Source organism: Streptomyces sp. 351MFTsu5.1, assembly GCF_000383655.1.
GTDB classification, from domain to species: domain Bacteria; phylum Actinomycetota; class Actinomycetes; order Streptomycetales; family Streptomycetaceae; genus Streptomyces; species Streptomyces griseorubiginosus.
The window spans coordinates 240604-262259 of sequence record NZ_KB911776.1; the positions used below are offsets into that span (position 1 = coordinate 240604).

20 protein-coding genes are annotated in these 21656 nt (G+C 67.9%); 11 read left to right on the forward strand and 9 right to left on the reverse strand.

Going from position 1 to position 21656, the window contains the following annotated elements; all coding sequences use genetic code 11:
• Positions 1 to 47: 47 nt before the first annotated feature.
• The 5 genes from H295_RS0104505 to trxA all read left to right on the forward strand — a co-directional run bounded on the left by H295_RS0104505 (position 48) and on the right by trxA (position 4926).
• Entirely contained in the window at positions 48 to 1763 is a 1716-nt protein-coding gene (locus H295_RS0104505; protein WP_020134146.1) for a protein kinase family protein, read from the forward strand.
• 31 nt (positions 1764 to 1794) lie between these two features.
• Entirely contained in the window at positions 1795 to 2520 is a 726-nt protein-coding gene (sigM, locus tag H295_RS0104510) for an RNA polymerase sigma factor SigM (RefSeq protein WP_020134147.1), read from the forward strand.
• Positions 2517 to 3404: an anti-sigma factor family protein gene (locus H295_RS0104515; RefSeq protein WP_020134148.1), complete on the forward strand. Its 888-nt coding sequence runs from the start codon at positions 2517 to 2519 to the stop codon at positions 3402 to 3404. The genes sigM and H295_RS0104515 overlap by 4 nt, the downstream gene beginning before the upstream one ends.
• Before the next feature lie 168 nt (positions 3405 to 3572).
• Positions 3573 to 4541 (forward strand): thioredoxin-disulfide reductase, encoded by a 969-nt coding sequence (gene trxB, locus H295_RS0104520; protein WP_020134149.1) that lies wholly within the window; start codon positions 3573 to 3575, stop codon positions 4539 to 4541.
• Positions 4542 to 4593: 52 nt separating this feature from the next.
• Positions 4594 to 4926, forward strand: coding sequence for a thioredoxin (gene trxA, locus H295_RS0104525; RefSeq protein WP_020134150.1), 333 nt, complete (start codon positions 4594 to 4596; stop codon positions 4924 to 4926).
• A 60-nt stretch (positions 4927 to 4986) separates the two neighbouring features.
• On the opposite strand, the gene H295_RS0104530 is transcribed toward trxA, so the two are convergent.
• The 9 genes from H295_RS0104530 to rpmH all read right to left on the reverse strand — a co-directional run bounded on the left by H295_RS0104530 (position 4987) and on the right by rpmH (position 11881).
• Positions 4987 to 5604, reverse strand: coding sequence for a GNAT family N-acetyltransferase (locus H295_RS0104530; protein ID WP_020134151.1), 618 nt, complete (start codon positions 5602 to 5604; stop codon positions 4987 to 4989).
• 325 nt (positions 5605 to 5929) lie between these two features.
• Positions 5930 to 7030, reverse strand: a complete 1101-nt coding sequence (locus H295_RS0104535) for a ParB/RepB/Spo0J family partition protein (RefSeq protein WP_028809042.1) — start codon at positions 7028 to 7030, stop codon at positions 5930 to 5932.
• Positions 7027 to 8100, reverse strand: a complete 1074-nt coding sequence (locus H295_RS0104540; protein ID WP_078616586.1) for a ParA family protein — start codon at positions 8098 to 8100, stop codon at positions 7027 to 7029. Before H295_RS0104540 ends, H295_RS0104535 begins: the two co-directional genes overlap by 4 nt.
• Positions 8101 to 8365: 265 nt before the next feature.
• Positions 8366 to 9082 carry a 16S rRNA (guanine(527)-N(7))-methyltransferase RsmG gene (gene rsmG / locus H295_RS0104545; RefSeq protein WP_020134154.1) on the reverse strand — a complete coding sequence of 239 codons (717 nt, stop codon included), beginning with the start codon at positions 9080 to 9082 and terminating at the stop codon, positions 8366 to 8368.
• 118 nt (positions 9083 to 9200) lie between these two features.
• On the reverse strand, positions 9201 to 9713 hold the full coding sequence (locus H295_RS0104550; protein WP_020134155.1) for a protein jag: 513 nt from the start codon (positions 9711 to 9713) through the stop codon (positions 9201 to 9203).
• Between the two features lie 16 nt (positions 9714 to 9729).
• Complete coding sequence (gene yidC / locus H295_RS0104555) at positions 9730 to 10998, reverse strand: membrane protein insertase YidC (protein WP_020134156.1); 1269 nt, start codon at positions 10996 to 10998, stop codon at positions 9730 to 9732.
• A gap of 3 nt (positions 10999 to 11001) precedes the next feature.
• Positions 11002 to 11355, reverse strand: a complete 354-nt coding sequence (gene yidD, locus H295_RS0104560; protein ID WP_020134157.1) for a membrane protein insertion efficiency factor YidD — start codon at positions 11353 to 11355, stop codon at positions 11002 to 11004.
• The gene (rnpA, locus tag H295_RS45205; protein WP_078616557.1) at positions 11352 to 11723 is read right to left on the reverse strand and encodes a ribonuclease P protein component; all 372 of its coding nucleotides are present in this window, start codon (positions 11721 to 11723) and stop codon (positions 11352 to 11354) included. The genes yidD and rnpA overlap by 4 nt, the downstream gene beginning before the upstream one ends.
• Positions 11724 to 11743: 20 nt before the next feature.
• Positions 11744 to 11881 (reverse strand): 50S ribosomal protein L34, encoded by a 138-nt coding sequence (gene rpmH, locus H295_RS0104570; protein WP_005482975.1) that lies wholly within the window; start codon positions 11879 to 11881, stop codon positions 11744 to 11746.
• Positions 11882 to 12264: 383 nt separating this feature from the next.
• Between rpmH and dnaA the strand changes: the two genes are divergently transcribed.
• The 6 genes from dnaA to gyrB all read left to right on the forward strand — a co-directional run bounded on the left by dnaA (position 12265) and on the right by gyrB (position 21627).
• A complete protein-coding gene (dnaA, locus tag H295_RS0104575; protein ID WP_078616558.1) occupies positions 12265 to 14355 on the forward strand; it encodes a chromosomal replication initiator protein DnaA in 2091 nt (696 codons plus the stop codon).
• A gap of 879 nt (positions 14356 to 15234) precedes the next feature.
• Positions 15235 to 16365 carry a DNA polymerase III subunit beta gene (gene dnaN / locus H295_RS0104580; RefSeq protein ID WP_020134160.1) on the forward strand — a complete coding sequence of 377 codons (1131 nt, stop codon included), beginning with the start codon at positions 15235 to 15237 and terminating at the stop codon, positions 16363 to 16365.
• 146 nt (positions 16366 to 16511) lie between these two features.
• Positions 16512 to 17387, forward strand: a complete 876-nt coding sequence (gene gnd / locus H295_RS0104585) for a phosphogluconate dehydrogenase (NAD(+)-dependent, decarboxylating) (RefSeq protein WP_020134161.1) — start codon at positions 16512 to 16514, stop codon at positions 17385 to 17387.
• A gap of 98 nt (positions 17388 to 17485) precedes the next feature.
• Positions 17486 to 18607 carry a DNA replication/repair protein RecF gene (gene recF / locus H295_RS0104590; RefSeq protein WP_020134162.1) on the forward strand — a complete coding sequence of 374 codons (1122 nt, stop codon included), beginning with the start codon at positions 17486 to 17488 and terminating at the stop codon, positions 18605 to 18607.
• The gene (locus H295_RS0104595; protein WP_020134163.1) at positions 18604 to 19203 is read left to right on the forward strand and encodes a DUF721 domain-containing protein; all 600 of its coding nucleotides are present in this window, start codon (positions 18604 to 18606) and stop codon (positions 19201 to 19203) included. The genes recF and H295_RS0104595 overlap by 4 nt, the downstream gene beginning before the upstream one ends.
• A gap of 351 nt (positions 19204 to 19554) precedes the next feature.
• Positions 19555 to 21627: a DNA topoisomerase (ATP-hydrolyzing) subunit B gene (gene gyrB / locus H295_RS0104600; RefSeq protein WP_020134164.1), complete on the forward strand. Its 2073-nt coding sequence runs from the start codon at positions 19555 to 19557 to the stop codon at positions 21625 to 21627.
• Positions 21628 to 21656 lie beyond the last annotated feature (29 nt).

Consider the following 21656-nt stretch of genomic DNA (forward strand, 5'->3'; position numbering starts at 1 on the left):
ATTCTGCGTCGCACGGCGCGCAATGAATGGGGAGGCAGGGAACGACGGTGGCGGAACGGAGCACGGCTGCCGTCGACGTGGCAGACACCAGCGGTGATCAACCGCTGACCGCCAAGGCGGACCAGTCCACGGCCGACGGCGTGGCCAAGAACCGGGAGCGGGACACGGAAGACGTCGAGGCACAGGGGAGTGGCGGGACCGAGAGTCCTGGCAAGGCGTCACCGCCGGAGCTGCACAGCGGTCACAAACTCGCCAGACGCTACCGTCTGGAGGAGTGCCTCACCCGTCTGGACGGGTTCAGCAGCTGGCGTGCCGTCGATGAGAAACTCCGTCGGGCCGTGGGCGTGCACATCCTGCCCGCGGACCATGCGCGGGCCCGTTCTGTCCTGGCCGCGGCCCGTTCCTCCGCGCTCCTCGGCGACCCGCGGTTCGTCCAGGTCCTGGACGCCGTCGAGGAGAACGACCTCGTCTACGTCGTCCACGAGTGGCTGCCCGACGCGACCGAGCTGACCACGCTCCTCGCCTCCGGTCCGCTGGAGCCGTACGACTGCTACCAGATGGTCAGTCAGGTGGCCTCCGCGATGGCCGCGGCCCACCGTGAGGGCCTCGCGCACCTGCGACTGAACCCGAACGCCGTGCTGCGTACGTCGAGCGGCCAGTGGCGCATCCGCGGCCTGGCCGTGAACGCCGCGCTGCGCGGCGCCAGTTCGGACACCCCGCAGCGCGCGGACACCGAGGCGATCGGCGCCCTTCTGTACGCGGCGCTGACCCAGCGCTGGCCGTACGAGAACGACGCGTACGGCCTGGCCGGTCTGCCCAAGGACGTCGGTCTGATCGCACCCGACCAGGTGCGGGCGGGCGTCCACCGTGGACTGTCCGAGCTGGCGATGCGGGCACTCGCCAACGACGGTGCCACCGCCTCCCGGCACGAGTCGGCGTGCACGACGCCGGAGGAACTGGTCAAGGCGATCGGGGAGATGCCCCGTATCCGTCCGCCGGAGCCGGCGTTCACCGCGCCGCCGGAGTACCAGCGCACGACGTACCAGCAGGGCACCTACGGCCGTCCGGCACCGCACCCCGGTGTCACCCAGCCGGTCGCACCCCCGCCCCCGCCCCTCCAGAGCCGCACCGGCCGGGCGCTGAAGTGGGCCGTCTCGGCTCTCCTCATCGCCGCGCTGGGCCTGGGCAGTTGGCAGCTGGCGGACGCGCTGATGGACCGGAGCGGCGGTTCGGACGACAACCAGAGCCAGACGACCGATGACGGCGACAAGAACAGCACCGCGCCGAAGCCGACGAAGACGCTCAGCATCGAGGATGCTCAGGAGTTCGTCGCCCAGGGCGATGCGCAGCACCCTGGTGATGTGAAGCTGACGTACGACAACAGCATGACCACGGGCTGGCGGACGAGTAGCTACACAGACGGTCCGAAGATAGTGATCAAGCCTGGCGTCGGCATCGTCTACGACCTCGGTTCCTCCCAAGAGGTGTCGGCCGCGACCCTGTCGCTCCGGTACGGAGGGAACTACACGGCAGCCTCGCTGTACGCTGCCGATTCGCTCACGCCGTCCTCCCTGGACGCCATGACCAAGATCGGCTCGGTCAAGACCGACGACACCACGGCCACGATCAAGGTCGGCAAGCCGGTGAAGTCGCGGTACCTGCTGGTCTGGCTCACCGCGATGCCGTACTCCGGGGACGATCCCGCGAACTACAGCCGGCCCGGCTACAAGCAGGCCATCACCAATGTGAAGTTCACCGGCTGAGGCAGCACCACAGACAAAGGGAGGGGGTCCGATGGCGGATGACACCGCATACGGCGACACCAGCGATCAGGACCTCCTGGCCCGTCACGTGGACGGCGATCCCGACGCCTTCAGTGAGCTCGTACGGCGTCACCGGGACCGGCTCTGGGCGGTAGCCCTCCGGACGCTCGGGGACCGCGAGGAAGCCGCTGACGCCGTTCAGGACGCCCTCGTGTCCGCCTACCGGGCCGCCCACACCTTCCGGGGACAGTCGGCCGTCACGACCTGGCTGCACCGGATCACGGTGAACGCCTGCCTGGACCGGGCCAGAAAGGCCGCCTCGCGCAAGACGTCCCCGGTGGACGACACCGAGCGCCTGGAGCAGCTCCTGGAGCCGCACGAGTCCGCCTCGGCGCCCGCGGAGCGCAACGACCTGCACCGCCAACTCCTGGAAGCGCTCGGCACCCTCCCGCCGGACCAGCGCGCCGCCCTCGTCCTGGTGGACATGCAGGGCTACCCCGTCGCCGAGGCCGCCCGCATGCTCGATGTGCCGACCGGCACCGTGAAGAGCCGCTGTGCCCGGGGCAGAGCCAGACTCCTCCCCCTTCTCACCCATCTACGGCCGGAAAAGGCCGGAGACGACAGAGAAGGGAACGCCGGACGGAACCGCACGCAGGGGACATCCGTCCCACCCGCAGCGGGACCTTCGTCAGAAGGCCCGCCCACGTCGGGACCAAGCGATTCAACCGTAGTGAAGGGCGGAGGTGGGCGAGCGTGACTTCCTCGACGGACACAACCGGGCACCCGGATGTCGCCGAGATCTCCGACCTCACCGAAGGCCTCCTCCCCGATTCCAGGACCGCGGACGTACGTCGGCATCTGGACGACTGCGAACTCTGCGCCGACGTGCACGCCTCGCTGGAAGAGATCCGCGGACTGCTCGGAACAGCACCTGGACCGACCCGCATGCCCGCCGATGTGGCCGGCAGGATCGACGCTGCTCTCGCCGCCGAAGCACTGCTCCAAGCCACAGCCCCCGACGCGGTGAACGCCCCGGCGCCGGTGGAGAGCGCGCATGTTTCACGTGAAACATCACCCACCGCCGACCGCCCCTCGGGACATGCCCGGTCCGCCTCCACCGGTCCCGGCCGCAAGGAGCGGAAGAAGGGCAGCCGACGCAGGACCGTAGTCCTGGGTACCGCCTTCGCTGTCGCCGCTCTGGGACTGGGTTCTGTACTCATCACATCGCTGAACGACGGCAAGACGTCAGACGAAGGTCAGGCCGCCCCGTCCGACACCTTCTCCGCCGGCACCCTCAAGACGCAGGTCGCCCAACTCCTCACCCCGGACAGGTCCGCCACCGGCGGCTCCCGATCCCCGCAGAACGACATGGGTGCGGCAACCGAACCCGGCGACAAGCAGCCCTTCATCAAGAAGCTGCCCTTCGTCCCCGCGTGCGTCCAGAAGGGCATCCCCACGCAGAGCACCGCCCTCGCGACCAAGGACGGCGTCTACAAGGGCAAGGACGCGCTTCTCGTCGTGCTGCCCGACCCCTCCGACAGCAACCGGGTCACCGCCTTCATCATGGACGCGTCCTGTGTGAAGACCGCTCCCACCAGCACCGCGAAGATTCTGCTGAAGCAGTCCTACGCCCGCTCCTGAACACTGACGCTTCGTCTCCCGCCTGCGTGGTATTTCGTACGGTGTGGCCTCTCCGTGTGCCCGGACACACCGGGAATGCGCGCCCCTTAGGATCCGTTGGGTGGGGTGAGAGTTCTGAGAGGGGCTCCACCGGTCCGACGACGCAGTCCAGAGACGAGGAACCAAGCCGTGAGCGACGTCCGTAACGTGATCATCATCGGCTCCGGGCCCGCCGGCTACACGGCGGCGCTCTACACCGCGCGCGCGTCGCTGAAGCCGCTGGTGTTCGAGGGCGCCGTCACCGCCGGTGGCGCCCTGATGAACACCACGGAGGTGGAGAACTTCCCCGGCTTCCAGGACGGCATCATGGGCCCCGAGCTCATGGACAACATGCGCGCCCAGGCCGAGCGTTTCGGCGCCGAGCTCGTCCCGGACGACATCGTCAGTGTCGACCTGACCGGCGAGATCAAGACCGTCACCGACACCTCGGGCACGGTCCACCGGGCGAAGGCCGTGATCGTCACCACCGGATCGCAGCACCGCAAGCTCGGCCTGCCGAACGAGGACGCCCTCTCCGGCCGCGGTGTCTCGTGGTGTGCCACGTGTGACGGCTTCTTCTTCAAGGACCAGGACATCGCCGTGATCGGTGGCGGCGACACCGCGATGGAGGAAGCGACCTTCCTCTCCCGCTTCGCCAAGTCCGTGACGATCGTCCACCGCCGTGACACCCTGCGCGCCTCCAAGGCGATGCAGGAGCGCGCCTTCGCGGACCCGAAGATCAAGTTCGTCTGGGACAGCGAGGTCGCGGAGATCCAGGGCGATCCGAAGCTGTCGGGCCTGAAGCTGCGCAACCTCAAGACCGGCGAGCTCTCGGACCTGGCGGTGACCGGCCTGTTCATCGCGATCGGGCACGACCCGCGCACCGAGCTCTTCAAGGGCCAGCTCGACCTGGACGGAGAGGGCTACCTCAAGGTGGAGGCGCCCTCGACCCGCACTAACGTGACGGGCGTCTTCGGAGCCGGTGACGTGGTCGACCACACCTACCGCCAGGCGATCACCGCGGCCGGTACCGGCTGCTCCGCCGCGCTCGACGCGGAGCGCTTCCTCGCCGCCCTCGCGGACGAGGAGAAGGCCGAGCCCGAGAAGACCGCTGTCTGACCTACCTGCATCCCGCCCCGCCCCACCGCACCAACCAGTTAAGGAGCCCGCCGTGGCCGGCACCCTGAAGAATGTGACCGACGATTCCTTCGAGCAGGACGTCCTGAAGAGCGACAAGCCCGTCCTGGTGGACTTCTGGGCCGCCTGGTGCGGTCCGTGCCGCCAGATCGCGCCCTCTCTTGAGGCGATCGCCGCCGAGTACGGCGACAAGATCGAGATCGTCAAGCTCAACATCGACGAGAACCCGGGTACGGCCGCCAAGTACGGCGTCATGTCCATCCCGACGCTGAACGTCTACCAGGACGGCGAGGTCGCCAAGACCATCGTCGGCGCCAAGCCCAAGGCTGCGATCGTCCGCGACCTCGAGGCCTTCATCGCCGAGTGACGTTTCACGTGAAACACGAAGGGGCCGGTCCATGAGGACCGGCCCCTTCGTTGTGTTCCGTCACAGCGGTCGCAGCGCCGGCTCCTTCTGAACCGCCCCCAGAAGCCGGTCCAGCGCCATCTCCACGTCTTCCTTCCAGGAGAGCGTGGTACGCAGTTCCAGCCTCAGCCTTGGATACGTGGGGTGTGGCCGGACCGTCTTGAAGCCCACCGCCAGGAGATGATCTGCGGGAAGCAGACAAGCGGGCTCTTTCCAGCGGGCGTCACCGAAGGCCTCGATCGCCTTGAAGCCTCGCCGCAGCAGATCCTTGGCAACCGTCTGCACCATCACCCGGCCCAGCCCCTGTCCCTGGTAGCCCGGCATGATGAACGACGTGATCAGCTGGACGGCGTCCGGAGAGACAGGACTCGTCGGGAAGGCCGTCGAGCGGGGTACGTATGCCGGAGGCGCGTAGAGGACGAAGCCGACCGGCACATCGTCGACGTAGACGACCCGCCCGCATGATCCCCAGTCCAGCAGGACGGCGGAGATCCAGGACTCCTTCTCCACGGCCGGTGTGCCGGCCTTTACCGCGGCTTCTCCGCTGACGGGGTCCAACTCCCAGAAGACGCAGGACCGGCAGCGTGTGGGGAGGTCCTGAAGATTGTCCAGCGTGAGCGGTACGAGCCGACGCCCCATGAAGGCTGATCCTCGCTTCCTTCGCCCGCCGCGCTGCGGGCGGCCGTCAGAGCGCTCCGTTCCCTGAGCAGGCTGCCGACGAATCCGCCGACCGCCCCCAGTCCCAGGCCCGCGCTCACCAGTCCGCTTCGGCTCATCGTTCGCATGGCCCCTGCCTCCCCTCAGAGGTACTGCCGGGTGGATGTGCCGCACCCAGTCGCATCGTATCCACCCACCGATTCCATCGATACCGCCTGAAAGCAAAGAGCGGGCCGTGTCCGGTGGGCACCGGACACGGCCCGCTCTTGGTCTTCTGCCTGAGCACCCTCACTCGGCGAAGCCTGGCTCAGGCTTCCGTCTCCTCGGCATCGTCGTCCAGCAGGCTCTTCTGGAGCACGGGCCCCTCGCCGGGAGCGAGGCTGCTGAGGATGCGCTCGAGGTCCTCCATGGAGGCGAACTCGACGGTGATCTTGCCCTTCTTCTGCCCCAGATCGACCTTCACCCGCGTCTCAAAACGGTCCGAAAGACGGGTCGCGAGGTCACTCAGCGCCGGGGAGACGCGAGCACCGGCACGCGGCCCCTTGGGGCGCTGAGCGGTCTGCGGACGTGACCCCATGAGAGTCACGATCTCCTCGACGGCACGCACCGAGAGCCCTTCGGCCACGATCCGGTGAGCCAGCCGGTCCTGCTCCTCCGAGTCCTCGACGGAGAGCAGCGCACGAGCGTGTCCGGCGGAGAGGACCCCGGCAGCCACCCGGCGCTGGACCGCCGGAGAGAGCTTCAGCAGACGCAGCGTGTTGGAGACCTGCGGACGGGACCGGCCGATGCGGTCCGCCAGCTGATCGTGCGTGCAGTTGAAGTCCTTCAGCAACTGGTCGTAGGCCGCAGCCTCTTCCAGCGGGTTCAGCTGGGCGCGGTGCAGGTTCTCCAGGAGAGCGTCCAGAAGGAGCTTGTCGTCCTCCGTGGCCCGCACGATCGCCGGGATCGCGTCCAGGCCGGCCTCACGGCTGGCCCTCCAGCGCCGCTCGCCCATGATGAGCTCGTAGCGCGCGGGACCGACCTGCCGTACGACGACCGGCTGGAGCAGACCCACCTCCTGGATGGAGGTGACCAGTTCCTGCAGCGCGTCCTCGTCGAAGACCTCACGCGGCTGACGCGGGTTCGGCGTGATCGAGTCGAGCGGAAGCTCAGCGAAGTGAGCGCCCATGGGAGGCGCAGGAGTCTCCGCATAGCCGTTGACCGACGACTCCTCGGCCTCAGATGAAACAGGCGGCAGTGTGGCCACCTTCGCCGCAGCCACACCACGATCGCTCGTCAGCACCGGCACGGCCGACGGGGAGGCGGAACCGGCGCCCCCCATCGCGGCCGGCGTCGGCGTCTTCTCCGTCGGGGCAGCAGGGATCAGTGCGCCGAGCCCACGGCCCAAACCCCTCCGTCGCTCGCTCACTGGATCCCCTCCACCATGCTCGGGTTGCTCTGTGCGCCGATGTGCGCCTGCGTCGGGTCATAGCTGACACCGACGCCCTTCAGCGCGATCTCTCGTGCTGCTTCAAGGTAGGACAGGGCGCCGCTCGATCCGGGATCGTACGTCAGCACCGTCTGTCCATAACTCGGCGCCTCGGAGATACGGACGGAACGGGGAATGCTCGTCCGCAGCACCTCGTCACCGAAGTGGGTGCGCACCTCGTCCGCGACCTGGGACGCGAGGCGCGTCCGGCCGTCGTACATGGTGAGCAGAATCGTCGATACGTGCAAGGTGGGGTTGAGGTGACCCCGCACCAGGTCGACGTTGCGCAGCAGCTGACCCAGCCCTTCCAGCGCGTAGTACTCGCACTGGATCGGGATGAGGACCTCCGCACCGGCCACCAGCGCGTTGACCGTCAACAGGCCGAGCGAGGGCGGGCAGTCGATGAGGATGTAGTCCAAGGGCTGCTCGTACGCCTGGATCGCGCGCTGGAGCCGGCTCTCACGTGCCACCAGGGACACCAGCTCGATCTCCGCACCGGCGAGATCGATCGTGGCGGGAGCGCAGAAGAGTCCTTCGACATCAGGCACTGGTTGGACGACCTCGGACAAGGGCCTGCTGTCCACCAGGACGTCGTAGATGGAAGGGACTTCGGCGTGGTGGTCGATGCCCAGCGCAGTGGACGCGTTGCCCTGGGGGTCGAGGTCGATCACCAGGACACGACCGCCATGCAGCGCCAGCGAAGCAGCAAGATTGACGGTCGTCGTCGTCTTGCCCACCCCACCCTTCTGGTTGGCAACGACCATGATCCGGGTCTGCTCGGGCCGCGGCAGACCCTCGCCGGCACGACCCAGAGCCTCTACCGCCAGTTGGGCAGCACGACCGATCGGAGTGTCGTCCATAGGAGGCGGTGTTTCACGTGAAACATCGTCCCCCATCGACTCGGTTCGGGGACCGGGGACCGGATCGGTCATCGGTCCCGCGATGTTGGCGTCGGACCGCAAGGATTCACTCTCCTCGACTTCAGGCTCGCAATGAACAGAGCCTCCCATGTCTTCGGGGGTGTGAACCAGTGAGGCCTGTTGTTCTGTGGAGAAATCCACCTCTGTGGACAACTCCGTTACCTCTCCGAGTGACCCGAGAGGCTTTCGGTCGCGGGGTTCGGCCGCGGCGCGGCCCCGGCTGATGATGCCGTGCAGCAGTGAGCGACGTTTCACGTGAAACACGATGCAGTGCAGCCGTGCCCGTTCTGCCGCGACACTCCGGCATGCATAGGTTTGGCAGCTTGTGTGGAGTACGTCTCGTCGTCAGGACGGATCAGCGGCGTCGCCGGGTCCGCCCGGTCCGGGCCGCCTTGGCACGCTTGGCGGCGAACCGCACACCGCCCGGGCTCTCCCCGACCTCGACGCGCACGACGGTGGACAGCGGATCGACCACACCCTCACCCACATGCAGGACGGACGTCTCCACGGCTCCGAGCTTGCTCAACGCCGTGGACGCGGCCTTGAGCTCCTCCTCCGCGGTGTCGCCCTTGAGGGCCAGCATCTCCCCGTAGGGACGCAGCAGCGGGATGCCCCAGGTCGCCAGCCGGTCCAGCGGCGCAACGGCACGCGCCGTCACGACATGGACGGGTGTGAGCTTGCCCATGACCTCCTCGGCTCGCCCGCGGACCACCGTCACATGGTTCAGGCCCAGCAGCTCCACGACCTCCGTCAGGAAGGTCGTCCGCCGCAACAGAGGCTCAAGGAGCGTGATCTTCAGATCCTCGCGGACGAGAGCCAAGGGGATACCGGGAAGCCCGGCTCCGGAGCCGACGTCGCACACGGTCACGTTCTCGGGTACGACCTCCGAGAGCACCGCGCAGTTCAGCAGGTGCCGCTCCCACAGGCGGGGCACTTCACGCGGTCCGATGAGACCGCGCTGCACACCCGCCTCGGCAAGCAGCTCGGCGTAGCGGACCGCGTCCGCAAAGCGATCGCCGAACACCTCACGCGCCTGCTCGGGCGCGGGGGGAAGCTCCGCTGCCTCCGTCACGGGGAACCGTCCTTCCGTACCGCATCGACGCACCCGGCGCCGACCACCAGAACTATCAGGCTGACAAAGTTCGGCCCCGCCTGCTCTACAGACGGGGCCGGAGAAACCTAGGGACCGATCAGGCGGGAAGCACGACGACGAAGCGCTGCGGCTCCTCGCCCTCCGACTCGCTGCGCAGGCCGGCGGCCTTGACCGCGTCGTGCACGACCTTGCGCTCGAACGGCGTCATCGGCTTGAGCTTCACAGACTCGCCGGTGCTCTTGACCTCGGCGGCCGCCTTGGAACCCAGCTCGGAGAGCTCGGCACGCTTCTTGGCCCGGTAACCGGCGATGTCCAGCATCAGACGGCTGCGATCCCCGGTCTCCCGGTGCACGGCCAGGCGGGTCAGCTCCTGAAGGGCTTCCAGCACCTCGCCGTCACGGCCGACCAGCTTCTGCAGATCGCGGCCGCTCGCGTCGCTGATGATCGAGACAGCGGCGCGATCGGCCTCGACGTCCATGTCGATGTCGCCGTCGAGATCGGCGATGTCGAGCAGACCCTCGAGGTAGTCCGCCGCGATCTCGCCCTCCTGCTCCAGGCGGGTCAGGGTGTCTGCACCCTCGGCAGCGGCGGAGGTGGTGCCTTCCGTCACGGGATGGACTCCTTCGTTACTTCTTGGAGGGGGACTTGGGCCGCTGCGGGCCCTTGCGCTGTCCGGACTGGGCCTTGCTGCGGCTGGCGCTGCCGGGCTGCTTCTTGGCGGCAGGCTTGGCGTCCTCGGGCTCGTCGGACTTGACGAGCGAGGTCGGCTCCGACGCCTCGGTCTCACCGGCCGCCTTGGGGCCGCCCGACTGGCGCTGGGACTTGCTCTGCCGCTTGGGCTGCTGACGCTTGGGTGTGGCCGCGCTCGCCGGCGAACCGTCCTCGGTCTGGACCGCGGCCTGGGACTCGCTCTGGATCACGGTGCCGTCGGCCTGAGCCGCCAGACCGGCCTTGTTCAGACCGTTGATGAACTTGCGCTCGAACTCGTTGCGGTCCCGGCCCTTGGCGACGATGGCCTTGATGATGGTGCGCTCGCTGCGCTTGCGGGCCTTGCCGTGGTTCGTGACGTGCTTGGTGAGGCGCTCCAGGTAGGCGGCCTGGGCCTTGGAACCCGGGGTCGGGTTGTTGTGGATGACGTACATCTGCTGGCCCATGGTCCACACGTTGGTGGTCAGCCAGTAGACGAGGACACCGACCGGGAAGTTGATGCCGAAGACGGCGAACATGACCGGGAAGACGTACATCAGCATCTTCTGCTGCTGCATGAACGGCGTCTTGACCGTGGTGTCGACGTTCTTCGTCATCAGCTGGCGCTGCGTGTAGAACTGCGACGCCGACATCAGGATGATCATGACCGCGGTCACGACCCGCACATCGGTGACCGTGGCACCCAGCGCCTGGACGGTGGCGGAACCGTCCTTGAACTTCGCGGCGAGCGGGGCCCCGAAGATGTGCGCCTTACGGGCGCTGGCCAGCAGCGACTCGTTGATGACACCGATGGTGTCGCCCGTCGCGATGCCGTTGAGCACGTGGTACAGGGCGAAGAAGAACGGGGACTGCGCCAGGATGGGAAGGCACGAGGAGAGCGGGTTGGTGCCCGTCTCCTTGTACAGCTTCATCATCTCTTCGGACTGACGCTGCTTGTCGTTCTTGTAGCGCTCCTGGATCTTCTTCATCTCGGGCTGGAGCGTCTGCATGGCCCGCGTCGACTTGATCTGCTTCACGAAGAGCGGGATCAGGCAGATACGGATCAGGATCACGAGGGACACGATCGACAGGCCCCAGGCCCAGCCGGTGTCAGGGCCGAAGATCTTGCCGTACACCGTGTGGAACTGGACGATGACCCAGGAGACGGGTGTCGTGATGAAGCTGAAAAGACTGGCAATCGTGTCCACTAATCATGCTCCTTGGGCATGGGACGGAGTCTCTGCGGCCGGGCTCGAAGGAGTATGTCCCTCGGTGGCCGAGTCGGCGGCGGAGGGCCCGCCCCTGCGTGCACGCCAGGTGTTACGCAGCATTTCGTGCCACCGCGGACGCTTGCGCGGCGGGACATGGTCCACACCACCCAGCGACCACGGATTGCACCGCAGGATGCGCCAGGCGGTGAGTGCCGTTCCCTTGATCGCACCATGGCGGTCGATGGCCTGGAAGCCGTAGTGGGAACACGACGGGTAGTACTTGCAGACCGGCCCCAGCAACGGACTGATGGTCCACTGGTACAGCTTGATCAGCGCCAGCAGCGGGTACTTCATCGTGCGCCCCCTCCCAGCAGCCGCTGAACAGCGGCATCCAGGTCTCGGGCCAGTTGTTCATGATCGGCGTCGCCCGCCTCGGGCAGCGCTCGTACGACTACCAGGCTACCGGGGGGAAACAGGTCGACCCTGTCGCGCATCAGATGGCGAAGCCTGCGCTTCACCTTGTTGCGCACCACGGCACCACCCACAGCCTTGCTCACGACGAAACCCGCACGCGTCGGGGGAGCGCTCTCCCCAGGCGCGTGCGGGTCCGTGGCACCGCTACGTAGATGAACGACGAGGGACGGGCGGCCTGCCCGGCGACCCCGTCGTACCGCGGTCGCGAAGTCCTCGCGCCGCCTCAGCCGATGCTCGGTAGGCAGCACGACGTCATGACCTGATCAGATCAGGCGGACAGGCTGGCGCGACCCTTGCTGCGGCGGTTCGCGAGAATCGCGCGGCCGGCACGGGTACGCATCCGCAGACGGAAGCCGTGGGTCTTCGCGCGGCGACGGTTGTTCGGCTGGAAGGTGCGCTTGCTCACTCGGGGGCTCCAGAAATAAATCGGTGGTGGCGGGTGCCGTCCTGGCTGTCACCGTGCGCCCACGAGTAGCTCGCAGTAACGCCCGAGTGCACCGCTTCCCGATCACCTGAAGCGATCTGTGCCCATCGGAGGCAGGCGGCAGCAGCCATCGACAACTCGACCTGGTTACGGTACGCGCGGCTACGCCATCCGGTCAAACCAGTGGTCACCGGGAGACACTATCCACAGGCTGGGGACAACAACTTGAACCGCACCCGTCGCCCTGACTACCGTGGCTGAACTCCGATTCGTTCCCTTGACCCCTGTGTTTCGGCTCCACCCCATTTGAATCCCGACTCGTCCCACAACCACACGTTCGTGGGACTCGTGAGAGAGCGTGCCCTGTGGCTGACGTACCTGCCGATCTTGCCGCAGTGTGGCCACGCGTACTCGAGCAACTCCTCGGAGAGGGTCGCGTCCAGGGTGTCGAGGCGAAGGACGAGCACTGGATCCGTCGCTGCCAACCCCTCGCGCTGGTCGCCGACACCGCTTTGCTCGCCGTACCGAACGAATTTGCGAAGGGCGTACTGGAGGGCAGGCTCGCCCCGGCCGTCAGCGAGACGCTGAGCCGTGAATGCGGCCGCCCGATCCGTATCGCCATCACCGTCGACGACTCCGCCGGCGAACCTCCCTCGCCGCCCGCACCCCCGGCCCCCCGTTCCCAGCCCCGCTACGAGGAACCCGAGCTCCCCTCCGGCCAGTACGACGGGCCCCACGACAGCCAGTACGACAAGCCATACGGCAACCAGTACGAGAGCTACGGCCGCCACCGCGCAGACGACCGCCCACGCGACGATCGCCAACGCGCCGACGACTCCCCCTCGGGCCGCCCCGAGCAGCGCCCCGGCCCCCAGGGCGACCACAATCCCCGCCCGGACCAGCTCCCGACCGCCCGGCCCGCGTACCCCTCCGAGTACCAGCGCCCCGAACCCGGCGCCTGGCCGCGTCCCGCGCAGGACGAGTACAGCTGGCAACAACCACGGCTCGGCTTCCCGGAGCGCGACCCGTACGCGACCCCGTCGCAGGAGCCGTACCAGCAGGAGTCGTACAAGCAGGAGCCGTATCCGCAGGAGCCGTATCCGCAGGAGCCGTACAAGCAAGAGCCGTACAAGCAGGAACCGTATGCACAGGACCCCTACGGCTCCCCCTCCCAGGACTACCGCCCCCAGTCCATGGAGCGTCCCTCCTACGACAACCCGCGCCCCGACTACGACCAGCGGCCGGACTACGACAAGCCCCGCCCCGACTACGACCAGCGGGACGCCCGCCGGGACCTGCCCGAGCCCCCGTCCGCCACCGGGCACGTGCACCGCGGCGGCCCTGTCGGCTCCAGCCTGCCCACCACCGGCGCCCCCGGCCCGCTGGCCGCCCAGCCCGCGCCGGCGACCGGTCCCGGTGAGCCCACCGCGCGGCTGAACCCGAAGTACCTCTTCGACACCTTCGTCATCGGCGCCTCCAACCGCTTCGCCCACGCGGCCGCGGTCGCCGTCGCCGAGGCGCCGGCCAAGGCCTACAACCCCCTCTTCATCTACGGCGAGTCGGGCCTCGGGAAGACGCACCTGCTGCACGCCATCGGGCACTACGCGCGCAGCCTCTACCCCGGCACCCGCGTGCGGTACGTGAGCTCGGAGGAGTTCACCAACGAGTTCATCAACTCCATCCGCGACGGCAAGGGCGACAGCTTCCGCAAGCGCTACCGCGAGATGGACATCCTGCTCGTCGACGACATCCAGTTCCTCGCGGACAAGGAGTCGACGCAGGAGGAGTTCTTCCACACGTTCAACACCCTCCACAACGCCAACAAGCAGATCGTGCTCTCCAGCGACCGGCCGCCCAAGCAGCTGGTCACCCTGGAGGACCGACTGCGGAACCGTTTCGAGTGGGGCCTGATCACCGACGTCCAGCCGCCCGAGCTGGAGACGCGGATCGCGATCCTGCGCAAGAAGGCGGTCCAGGAGCAGCTCAACGCCCCGCCGGAGGTCCTGGAGTTCATCGCCTCCCGCATCTCGCGCAACATCCGCGAGCTGGAAGGCGCGCTGATCCGCGTGACGGCCTTCGCGTCGCTCAACCGGCAGCCGGTCGACCTGGGCCTGACCGAGATCGTCCTCAAGGACCTGATCCCCGGTGGCGAGGACTCCGCCCCGGAGATCACCTCCACGGCGATCATGAGCGCCACGGCCGACTACTTCGGCCTGACCGTCGAGGACCTGTGCGGCACCTCGCGCGGCCGTGCGCTCGTCACGGCCCGGCAGATCGCCATGTACCTCTGCCGCGAGCTCACCGACCTCTCGCTGCCCAAGATCGGTGCCCTGTTCGGCGGCCGCGACCACACCACCGTGATGCACGCGGACCGCAAAATCCGCAATCTGATGGCCGAGCGGCGCTCCATCTACAACCAGGTCACCGAGCTGACGAACCGCATCAAGAACGGCTGACACGAGCGGAACCGCCGCTGTTTCGACGCCGAAGGGCGCTCATGGGACGAGGTCCCGGGGCGCCCTTCGGCGTTCCCGGGTCACGACGCCGTAGCCGGGTGTTCGATTCCCGGTCGGGTTACGGCCTCCCTCCACAGATTCGGCGACTTTCTGCCGTCCACATCCTGGGGACTGCGAAGTTGTCCAGATCACCGTCCACAGGCGCCCTGTTGAGGACCCATCAGGCCAGGTCAGATGGTTGTGGATTCGTGGACGAACGATCTCCACAGACTGTGGACAGCCAGAAGATCCACAGGCTGTGCATCGAGTTGTCCACCGGCAACCCACAGGCGGAGGCCGGTTGTCCCCAGAGATCACCAGCTTCTCCACATGCCTGTCCACTGTTCGGCAACGTGACGCGCCTGATCACCGGGTCGAGTGAAAGGCGTCACACGAAGGTGCCGGGTTGGGCTGTGGGAAACGTGGGTAAAGCTGGGGACGGCGTTGGGGAGAACTCGCCTCCGGCTGTGCACGGAGTGTGCAGAACTTTCTGTTCTCCACAGATACGCCTGGTTGTCCACCGGTGTCGCCCACAGGGTCCGTGGACAAAATTTCCCCTCTGAGCTGGGAAAACGGGGTTATCCACGGTATCCACAGCCCCTACTACTACTGACAACTAGAGAGAGCTGGGAATCCGTTTCGAAGGAGGCCCTGTGCACAACTCGCTGTCCGGTGCCCGGCTGCCCCTCGTCACGACTTGACCCCGAGAGGCACCTACTGTCAGTGGGGTGCGTCAGACTGTTCCCCGGTGTCCTTCCCGTCACCGGGGCCGACGACACCGAGACAGACGACGAAGCCAGGCAGGCCGAGCAGCGCCGGCAACAGCAGGAGGCGGCAACAGTGAAGATCCGGGTGGAACGCGACGTACTCGCGGAGGCAGTGGCCTGGGCGGCGCGCAGCCTCCCGGCCCGTCCGCCGGCGCCGGTCCTCGCCGGCCTTCTCCTGAAGGCCGAGGAAGGCCAGCTGAGCCTGTCCAGCTTCGACTACGAGGTCTCCGCGCGGGTCTCGGTGGAGGCCGAGGTCGAGGAGGAGGGCACGGTGCTGGTCTCCGGCCGCCTGCTCGCCGACATCTGCCGTGCCCTGCCCAACCGCCCGGTGGAGATTTCCACAGACGGTGTACGGGCGACCGTGGTCTGCGGTTCCTCGCGGTTCACCCTCCACACCCTGCCTGTGGAGGAGTACCCGTCGCTGCCGCAGATGCCGAGCGCGACCGGCACCGTGCCCGGTGAGGTCTTCGCCTCCGCCGCCGCCCAGGTGGCCATCGCCGCGGGCCGCGACGACACGCTCCCGGTGCTGACCGGTGTGCGCATCGAGATCGAGGGCGACACCGTCACCCTGGCGTCCACCGACCGCTACCGCTTCGCGGTCCGTGAGTTCCTGTGGAAGCCGGAGAACCCCGAGGCGTCCGCGGTGGCCCTGGTGCCCGCCAAGACGCTCCTGGACACCGCCAAGGCGCTCACGAGCGGCGACAGCGTCATCCTGGCGCTCTCCGGCTCCGGCGCCGGTGAGGGCCTGATCGGTTTCGAGGGCGCGGGCCGCCGTACGACGACCCGTCTGCTCGAGGGCGACCTGCCGAAGTACCGCACGCTGTTCCCGACGGAGTTCAACTCCGTCGCGGTGATCGAGACCGCGCCCTTCGTGGAGGCCGTCAAGCGTGTGGCCCTGGTCGCCGAGCGCAACACCCCGGTGCGGCTGAGCTTCGAGCAGGGCGTGCTGATCCTGGAGGCCGGTTCCAGCGACGACGCACAGGCTGTGGAAAGGGTGGACGCCCAGCTGGAGGGCGACGACATCTCGATCGCCTTCAACCCGACCTTCCTGCTGGACGGGCTGAGCGCCATCGACTCCCCGGTGGCCCAGCTGTCCTTCACGACGTCCACCAAGCCGGCGCTGCTGAGCGGCAAGCCGGCCCTGGACGCGGAGGCGGACGAGGCCTACAAGTACCTGATCATGCCGGTGCGGCTGAGCGGCTGAGCGGCTGAGCGGCTGTCGCCGGAAAGCCCCAGGTGAGGGCATACGTTTGAGCGCGTATGCCCACGGGTGTGCGTGAGCGTCCGGGTTTAGGCTCGTACGTGGGTACGAAAGTGCCCCACACGTCACAGCTACCTAAGGAACCACTGATGGAGCTCGGTCTCGTCGGCCTCGGCAAGATGGGCGGCAACATGCGCGAGCGGATCCGCCGCGCAGGCCACACCGTGATCGGATACGACCGCAACCCGGACCTCGCGGATGTCCACAGCCTCAAGGAGCTTGTGGACGCGTTGCAGGGCCCGCGGGTCGTGTGGGTGATGGTCCCGGCCGGGGCGCCGACGCAGGCGACCATCGACGAGCTGGCCGAGCTCCTCCAGCCCGGTGACGTCGTGGTGGACGGCGGGAACTCCCGCTGGACGGACGACGAGAAGCACGCCGAGGAGCTGGCGGCCAAGGGCATAGGTTTCGTCGACTGCGGTGTCTCCGGCGGCGTGTGGGGCCTGGAGAACGGCTATGCGCTGATGTACGGCGGCGACGCGGAGAACGTCGCCAAGGTGCAGCCGGTGTTCGACGCCCTCAAGCCCAAGGGCGACGCGGGTGCGGTGCACGCGGGCAAGGTCGGTGCGGGCCACTTCGCGAAGATGGTCCACAACGGCATCGAGTACGCGATGATGCAGGCCTACGCCGAGGGCTGGGAGCTCCTGGAGAAGGTGGACTCCGTGACCGACGTCCGGGAGGTGTTCCGCTCCTGGCAGGAGGGCACGGTCATCCGTTCCTGGCTCCTCGACCTCGCGGTCAACGCCCTCGACGAGGACGAGCACCTCGACAAGCTGCGCGGTTTCGCACAGGACTCCGGCGAGGGCCGGTGGACCGTGGAGGCCGCCATCGACCACGCGGTGCCGTTGCCGGCGATCACCGCGTCCCTGTTCGCGCGGTTCGCGTCCCGCCAGGACGACTCGCCGCAGATGAAGATGATCGCGGCGCTGCGCAATCAGTTCGGCGGCCACGCGGTCGAGACGAAGTAATCCACAGGACCGTTCGCACCGTCCACAAGAGGCACGGTGCACGGTCCACAAGAGGGGCTGTGCGCAGTCCACAAGCTGGGGGAGGTCGGCGCCCGACCATGCACGTCACGCATCTGTCGCTGGCCGACTTCCGCTCGTACGCCCGGGTCGAGGTTCCGCTCGACCCGGGCGTCACCGCGTTCGTGGGCCCCAACGGGCAGGGCAAGACGAACCTGGTCGAGGCGATCGGCTATCTCGCCACCCTCGGCAGCCACCGGGTCGCCTCCGACGCGCCTCTGGTCCGCATGGGGGCCGACCGCGCGATCGTCCGGGCGCAGGTCAGACAGGGCGATCGGCAGCAGCTGGTCGAGCTGGAGCTGAACCCGGGCAAGGCGAACCGGGCCCGTATCAACAGGTCGTCGCAGGTCAGGCCGCGTGATGTGCTCGGCATCCTCAGGACCGTCCTGTTCGCCCCCGAGGACCTGGCCCTGGTGAAGGGCGACCCCGGTGAGCGGCGCCGCTTCCTCGACGAGCTGATCACCGCCCGCTCCCCCCGCATGGCCGGGGTGCGCTCCGACTACGAGCGCGTCCTCAAGCAGCGCAACACCCTGCTGAAGTCGGCGGCCCTCGCGCGGCGGCACGGCGGCCGCTCGATGGACCTGTCGACTCTCGACGTATGGGACCAGCACCTCGCGCGCGCGGGTGCCGAGCTGCTGGCCCAGCGGCTCGACCTGATCGCCGCGCTCCAGCCGCTGGCCGACAAGGCGTACGAGCAACTGGCCCCCGGCGGCGGTCCGGTCGCGTTGGAGTACAAGCCGTCGGCACCGGGTGAGGCGCACACCCGTGAGGATCTCTTCGAGCAACTGATGGCGGCGCTCGCGGAGGCGCGCAAGCAGGAGATCGAGCGGGGCGTCACCCTCGTAGGACCTCATCGAGACGATATGAATCTCAAACTCGGTCAGCTGCCGGCCAAGGGATACGCCTCGCACGGCGAGTCCTGGTCGTACGCGCTGGCGCTGCGTCTCGCGTCGTACGACCTGCTCCGCGCGGAGGGGAACGAGCCGGTGCTGATCCTCGACGACGTGTTCGCCGAGCTGGACGCCCGGCGCCGGGAGCGGCTGGCCGAGCTGGTGGCGCCGGGTGAGCAGGTGCTGGTGACGGCGGCGGTCGACGACGACGTGCCGCACGTGCTGGCGGGGACGCGGTACGCCGTGTCGGAGGGGTCGGTGGAGCGCGTATGAGCGACGAACGACCTCGCGACGAGCACGCCGGAAGCGCCGAGAACACCGCTGCGGACACCGCAGGCGCTGGGCCCGCCGAGCGCCCCAAGCCCGCCGAGCCCTCCGGTGTGGACCTCGCGCGCGTGGCGCTGCGGGCGGCGAAGGAGCAGGCACGCGCGCGTGGGGACGCGGCGCAGCAGAAGCGGCAGGCACGGCGCGGGGGCGGGCTGCGCTCCGGCGCGCACGCCGACGGCCGGGATCCCATGGCGTTCGGTGCTGCCATCAACCGGTTGATCACGGAGCGGGGCTGGGAGGCGCCCGCCGCGGTGGGCGGGGTGATGGGGCGCTGGCCGCAGATCGTCGGGGAGAAGCTCGCCGACCACTGCACGCCCCAGAGGTACGACGAGGACGAGCGGGTCCTGGTCGTGCAGTGCGATTCGCCGGTGTGGGCGACCGAGGTGCGGCGGCTGGCCCCGAGCCTGGTCGCGCGGCTCAACGAGGATCTGGGGCACGGCACGGTGCGGTTGATCAAGGTGCTGGGTCCTGGCGGTCCTGCACGCAGTTACGGGCCTCTGCGGGCCCCGGGCAGCAGTCGGCCCGGCGATCCCTACAGGTGACTTACGTCACGTGGTGTCGGCGTGCTCGGTGCCGTCACAGCACTGCACGCGGATGCGAACGACGACCTGACTCCCAAGTAGCAAAGGGTTGACGGCCGAAAGCGCTGAGTGCCGCTGTGAGCCTCTTGGAGCCCCGCTCCGTATATGGGGACCCGGAAGACGCCGGTTGAGGGCGGCACATGAGGACTCAGGTACCGGCAAACCCCCATCACTGTCGGCGCTACCGGTAGACTGGAAGACAATCCCGCCCCGTACGTGGGGACCGCCCGGGAAACGCTGAGCAACGCTGATCAAGGCTTACCAACGCAACATGCCGCAGCCGCTCCGGCAACCCGCCGACGAGCCCGGCTCGTGCTGTGCCAGAAAGGGCGCTTCGTGGCCGATTCCGGCAACCCCAACGAGAACATTCCGTCCACCGACGCCGAGGCGACCTCGTCGAGCCACGAGGTGACCGCCTCGTACGACGCCAGCGCCATCACCGTCCTCGAGGGTCTGGACGCGGTCCGCAAGCGACCCGGTATGTACATCGGCTCGACCGGCGAGCGCGGCCTGCACCACCTGGTGCAGGAGGTCGTCGACAACTCCGTCGACGAGGCGCTTGCGGGTCACGCGGACACCATCGACGTGACGATCCTCCCCGACGGCGGGGTCCGGGTCGTCGACAACGGCCGTGGCATCCCGGTCGGCATCGTCCCCTCCGAGGGCAAGCCGGCCGTCGAGGTCGTGCTCACCGTGCTGCACGCGGGCGGCAAGTTCGGCGGCGGCGGCTACGCGGTCTCCGGCGGTCTGCACGGCGTGGGCGTGTCCGTGGTGAACGCGCTGTCGACCAAGGTGGCCGTCGAGATCAAGACCGACGGCTACCGCTGGACGCAGGACTACAAGCTGGGTGTGCCGACGGCCCCGCTGGCCCAGCACGAGGCCACGGACGAGCACGGCACCTCGGTGACCTTCTGGGCGGACCCGGACATCTTCGAGACCACCGACTACTCGTTCGAGACGCTCTCGCGGCGTTTCCAGGAGATGGCGTTCCTCAACAAGGGTCTGAGGATCAAACTCACCGACGAGCGGGAGTCGGCCAAGGCCACGTCCGGCGCGGACGAGGCGGGCGCGGACGAGAGCGCCGAGGTCAAGTCGGTCGACTACCACTACGAGGGCGGCATCGTCGACTTCGTGAAGTACCTCAACTCCCGCAAGGGAGACGTGGTGCACCCGACGATCGTCGACCTCGAGGCCGAGGACAAGGACAAGAACCTGTCCGTCGAGCTCGCCATGCAATGGAACAGCAGTTACAGCGAGGGCGTCTACTCCTTCGCCAACATCATCCACACGCATGAGGGCGGCACCCACGAGGAGGGTTTCCGCGCGGCGCTCACCTCGCTGATCAACAAGTACGCGCGCGACAAGAAGCTGCTGCGCGACAAGGACGACAACCTCACGGGTGACGACATCCGCGAGGGTCTGACCGCGATCATCTCGGTGAAGCTGGGCGAGCCGCAGTTCGAGGGTCAGACCAAGACCAAGCTGGGCAACACCGAGGTGAAGACCTTCGTCCAGAAGGTCGTCTACGAGCACCTCACCGACTGGCTGGACCGCAACCCGGTCGAGGCCGCGGACATCATCCGCAAGTCGATCCAGGCGGCCACCGCGCGCGTGGCGGCCCGCAAGGCCCGCGACCTGACCCGTCGCAAGGGCCTGCTGGAGACCGCGTCCCTGCCGGGCAAGCTCTCCGACTGCCAGTCGAACGACCCCACCAAGTGCGAGATCTTCATCGTCGAGGGTGACTCCGCCGGCGGCTCCGCCAAGTCCGGCCGCAACCCGGAGTACCAGGCGATCCTCCCGATCCGCGGCAAGATCCTCAACGTCGAGAAGGCCCGGATCGACAAGATCCTCCAGAACCAGGAGATCCAGGCGCTGATCTCGGCCTTCGGCACCGGGGTCCACGAGGACTTCGACATCGAGAAGCTGCGCTATCACAAGATCATCCTGATGGCGGACGCCGACGTCGACGGCCAGCACATCTCCACGCTGCTGCTGACCTTCCTGTTCCGCTTCATGCGGCCGCTGGTCGAGGCCGGGCACGTGTACCTGTCCCGTCCCCCGCTCTACAAGATCAAGTGGGGCCGGGACGACGTCGAGTACGCGTACTCCGACCGTGAGCGCGACGCACTGATCGAGATGGGCCGCCAGCGTGGCAAGCGGGTCCGCGAGGACTCCATCCAGCGCTTCAAGGGCCTCGGCGAGATGAACGCCGAGGAGCTGCGCGTGACGACCATGGACCAGGAGCACCGCGTCCTCGGCCAGGTCACCCTCGACGACGCCGCCCAGGCGGACGACCTGTTCTCCGTCCTGATGGGCGAGGACGTCGAGGCGCGTCGGCAGTTCATCCAGCGCAACGCCAAGGACGTCCGCTTCCTCGACATCTGAGTCGGTCTCAGCTGACCGCACCAGGAAGG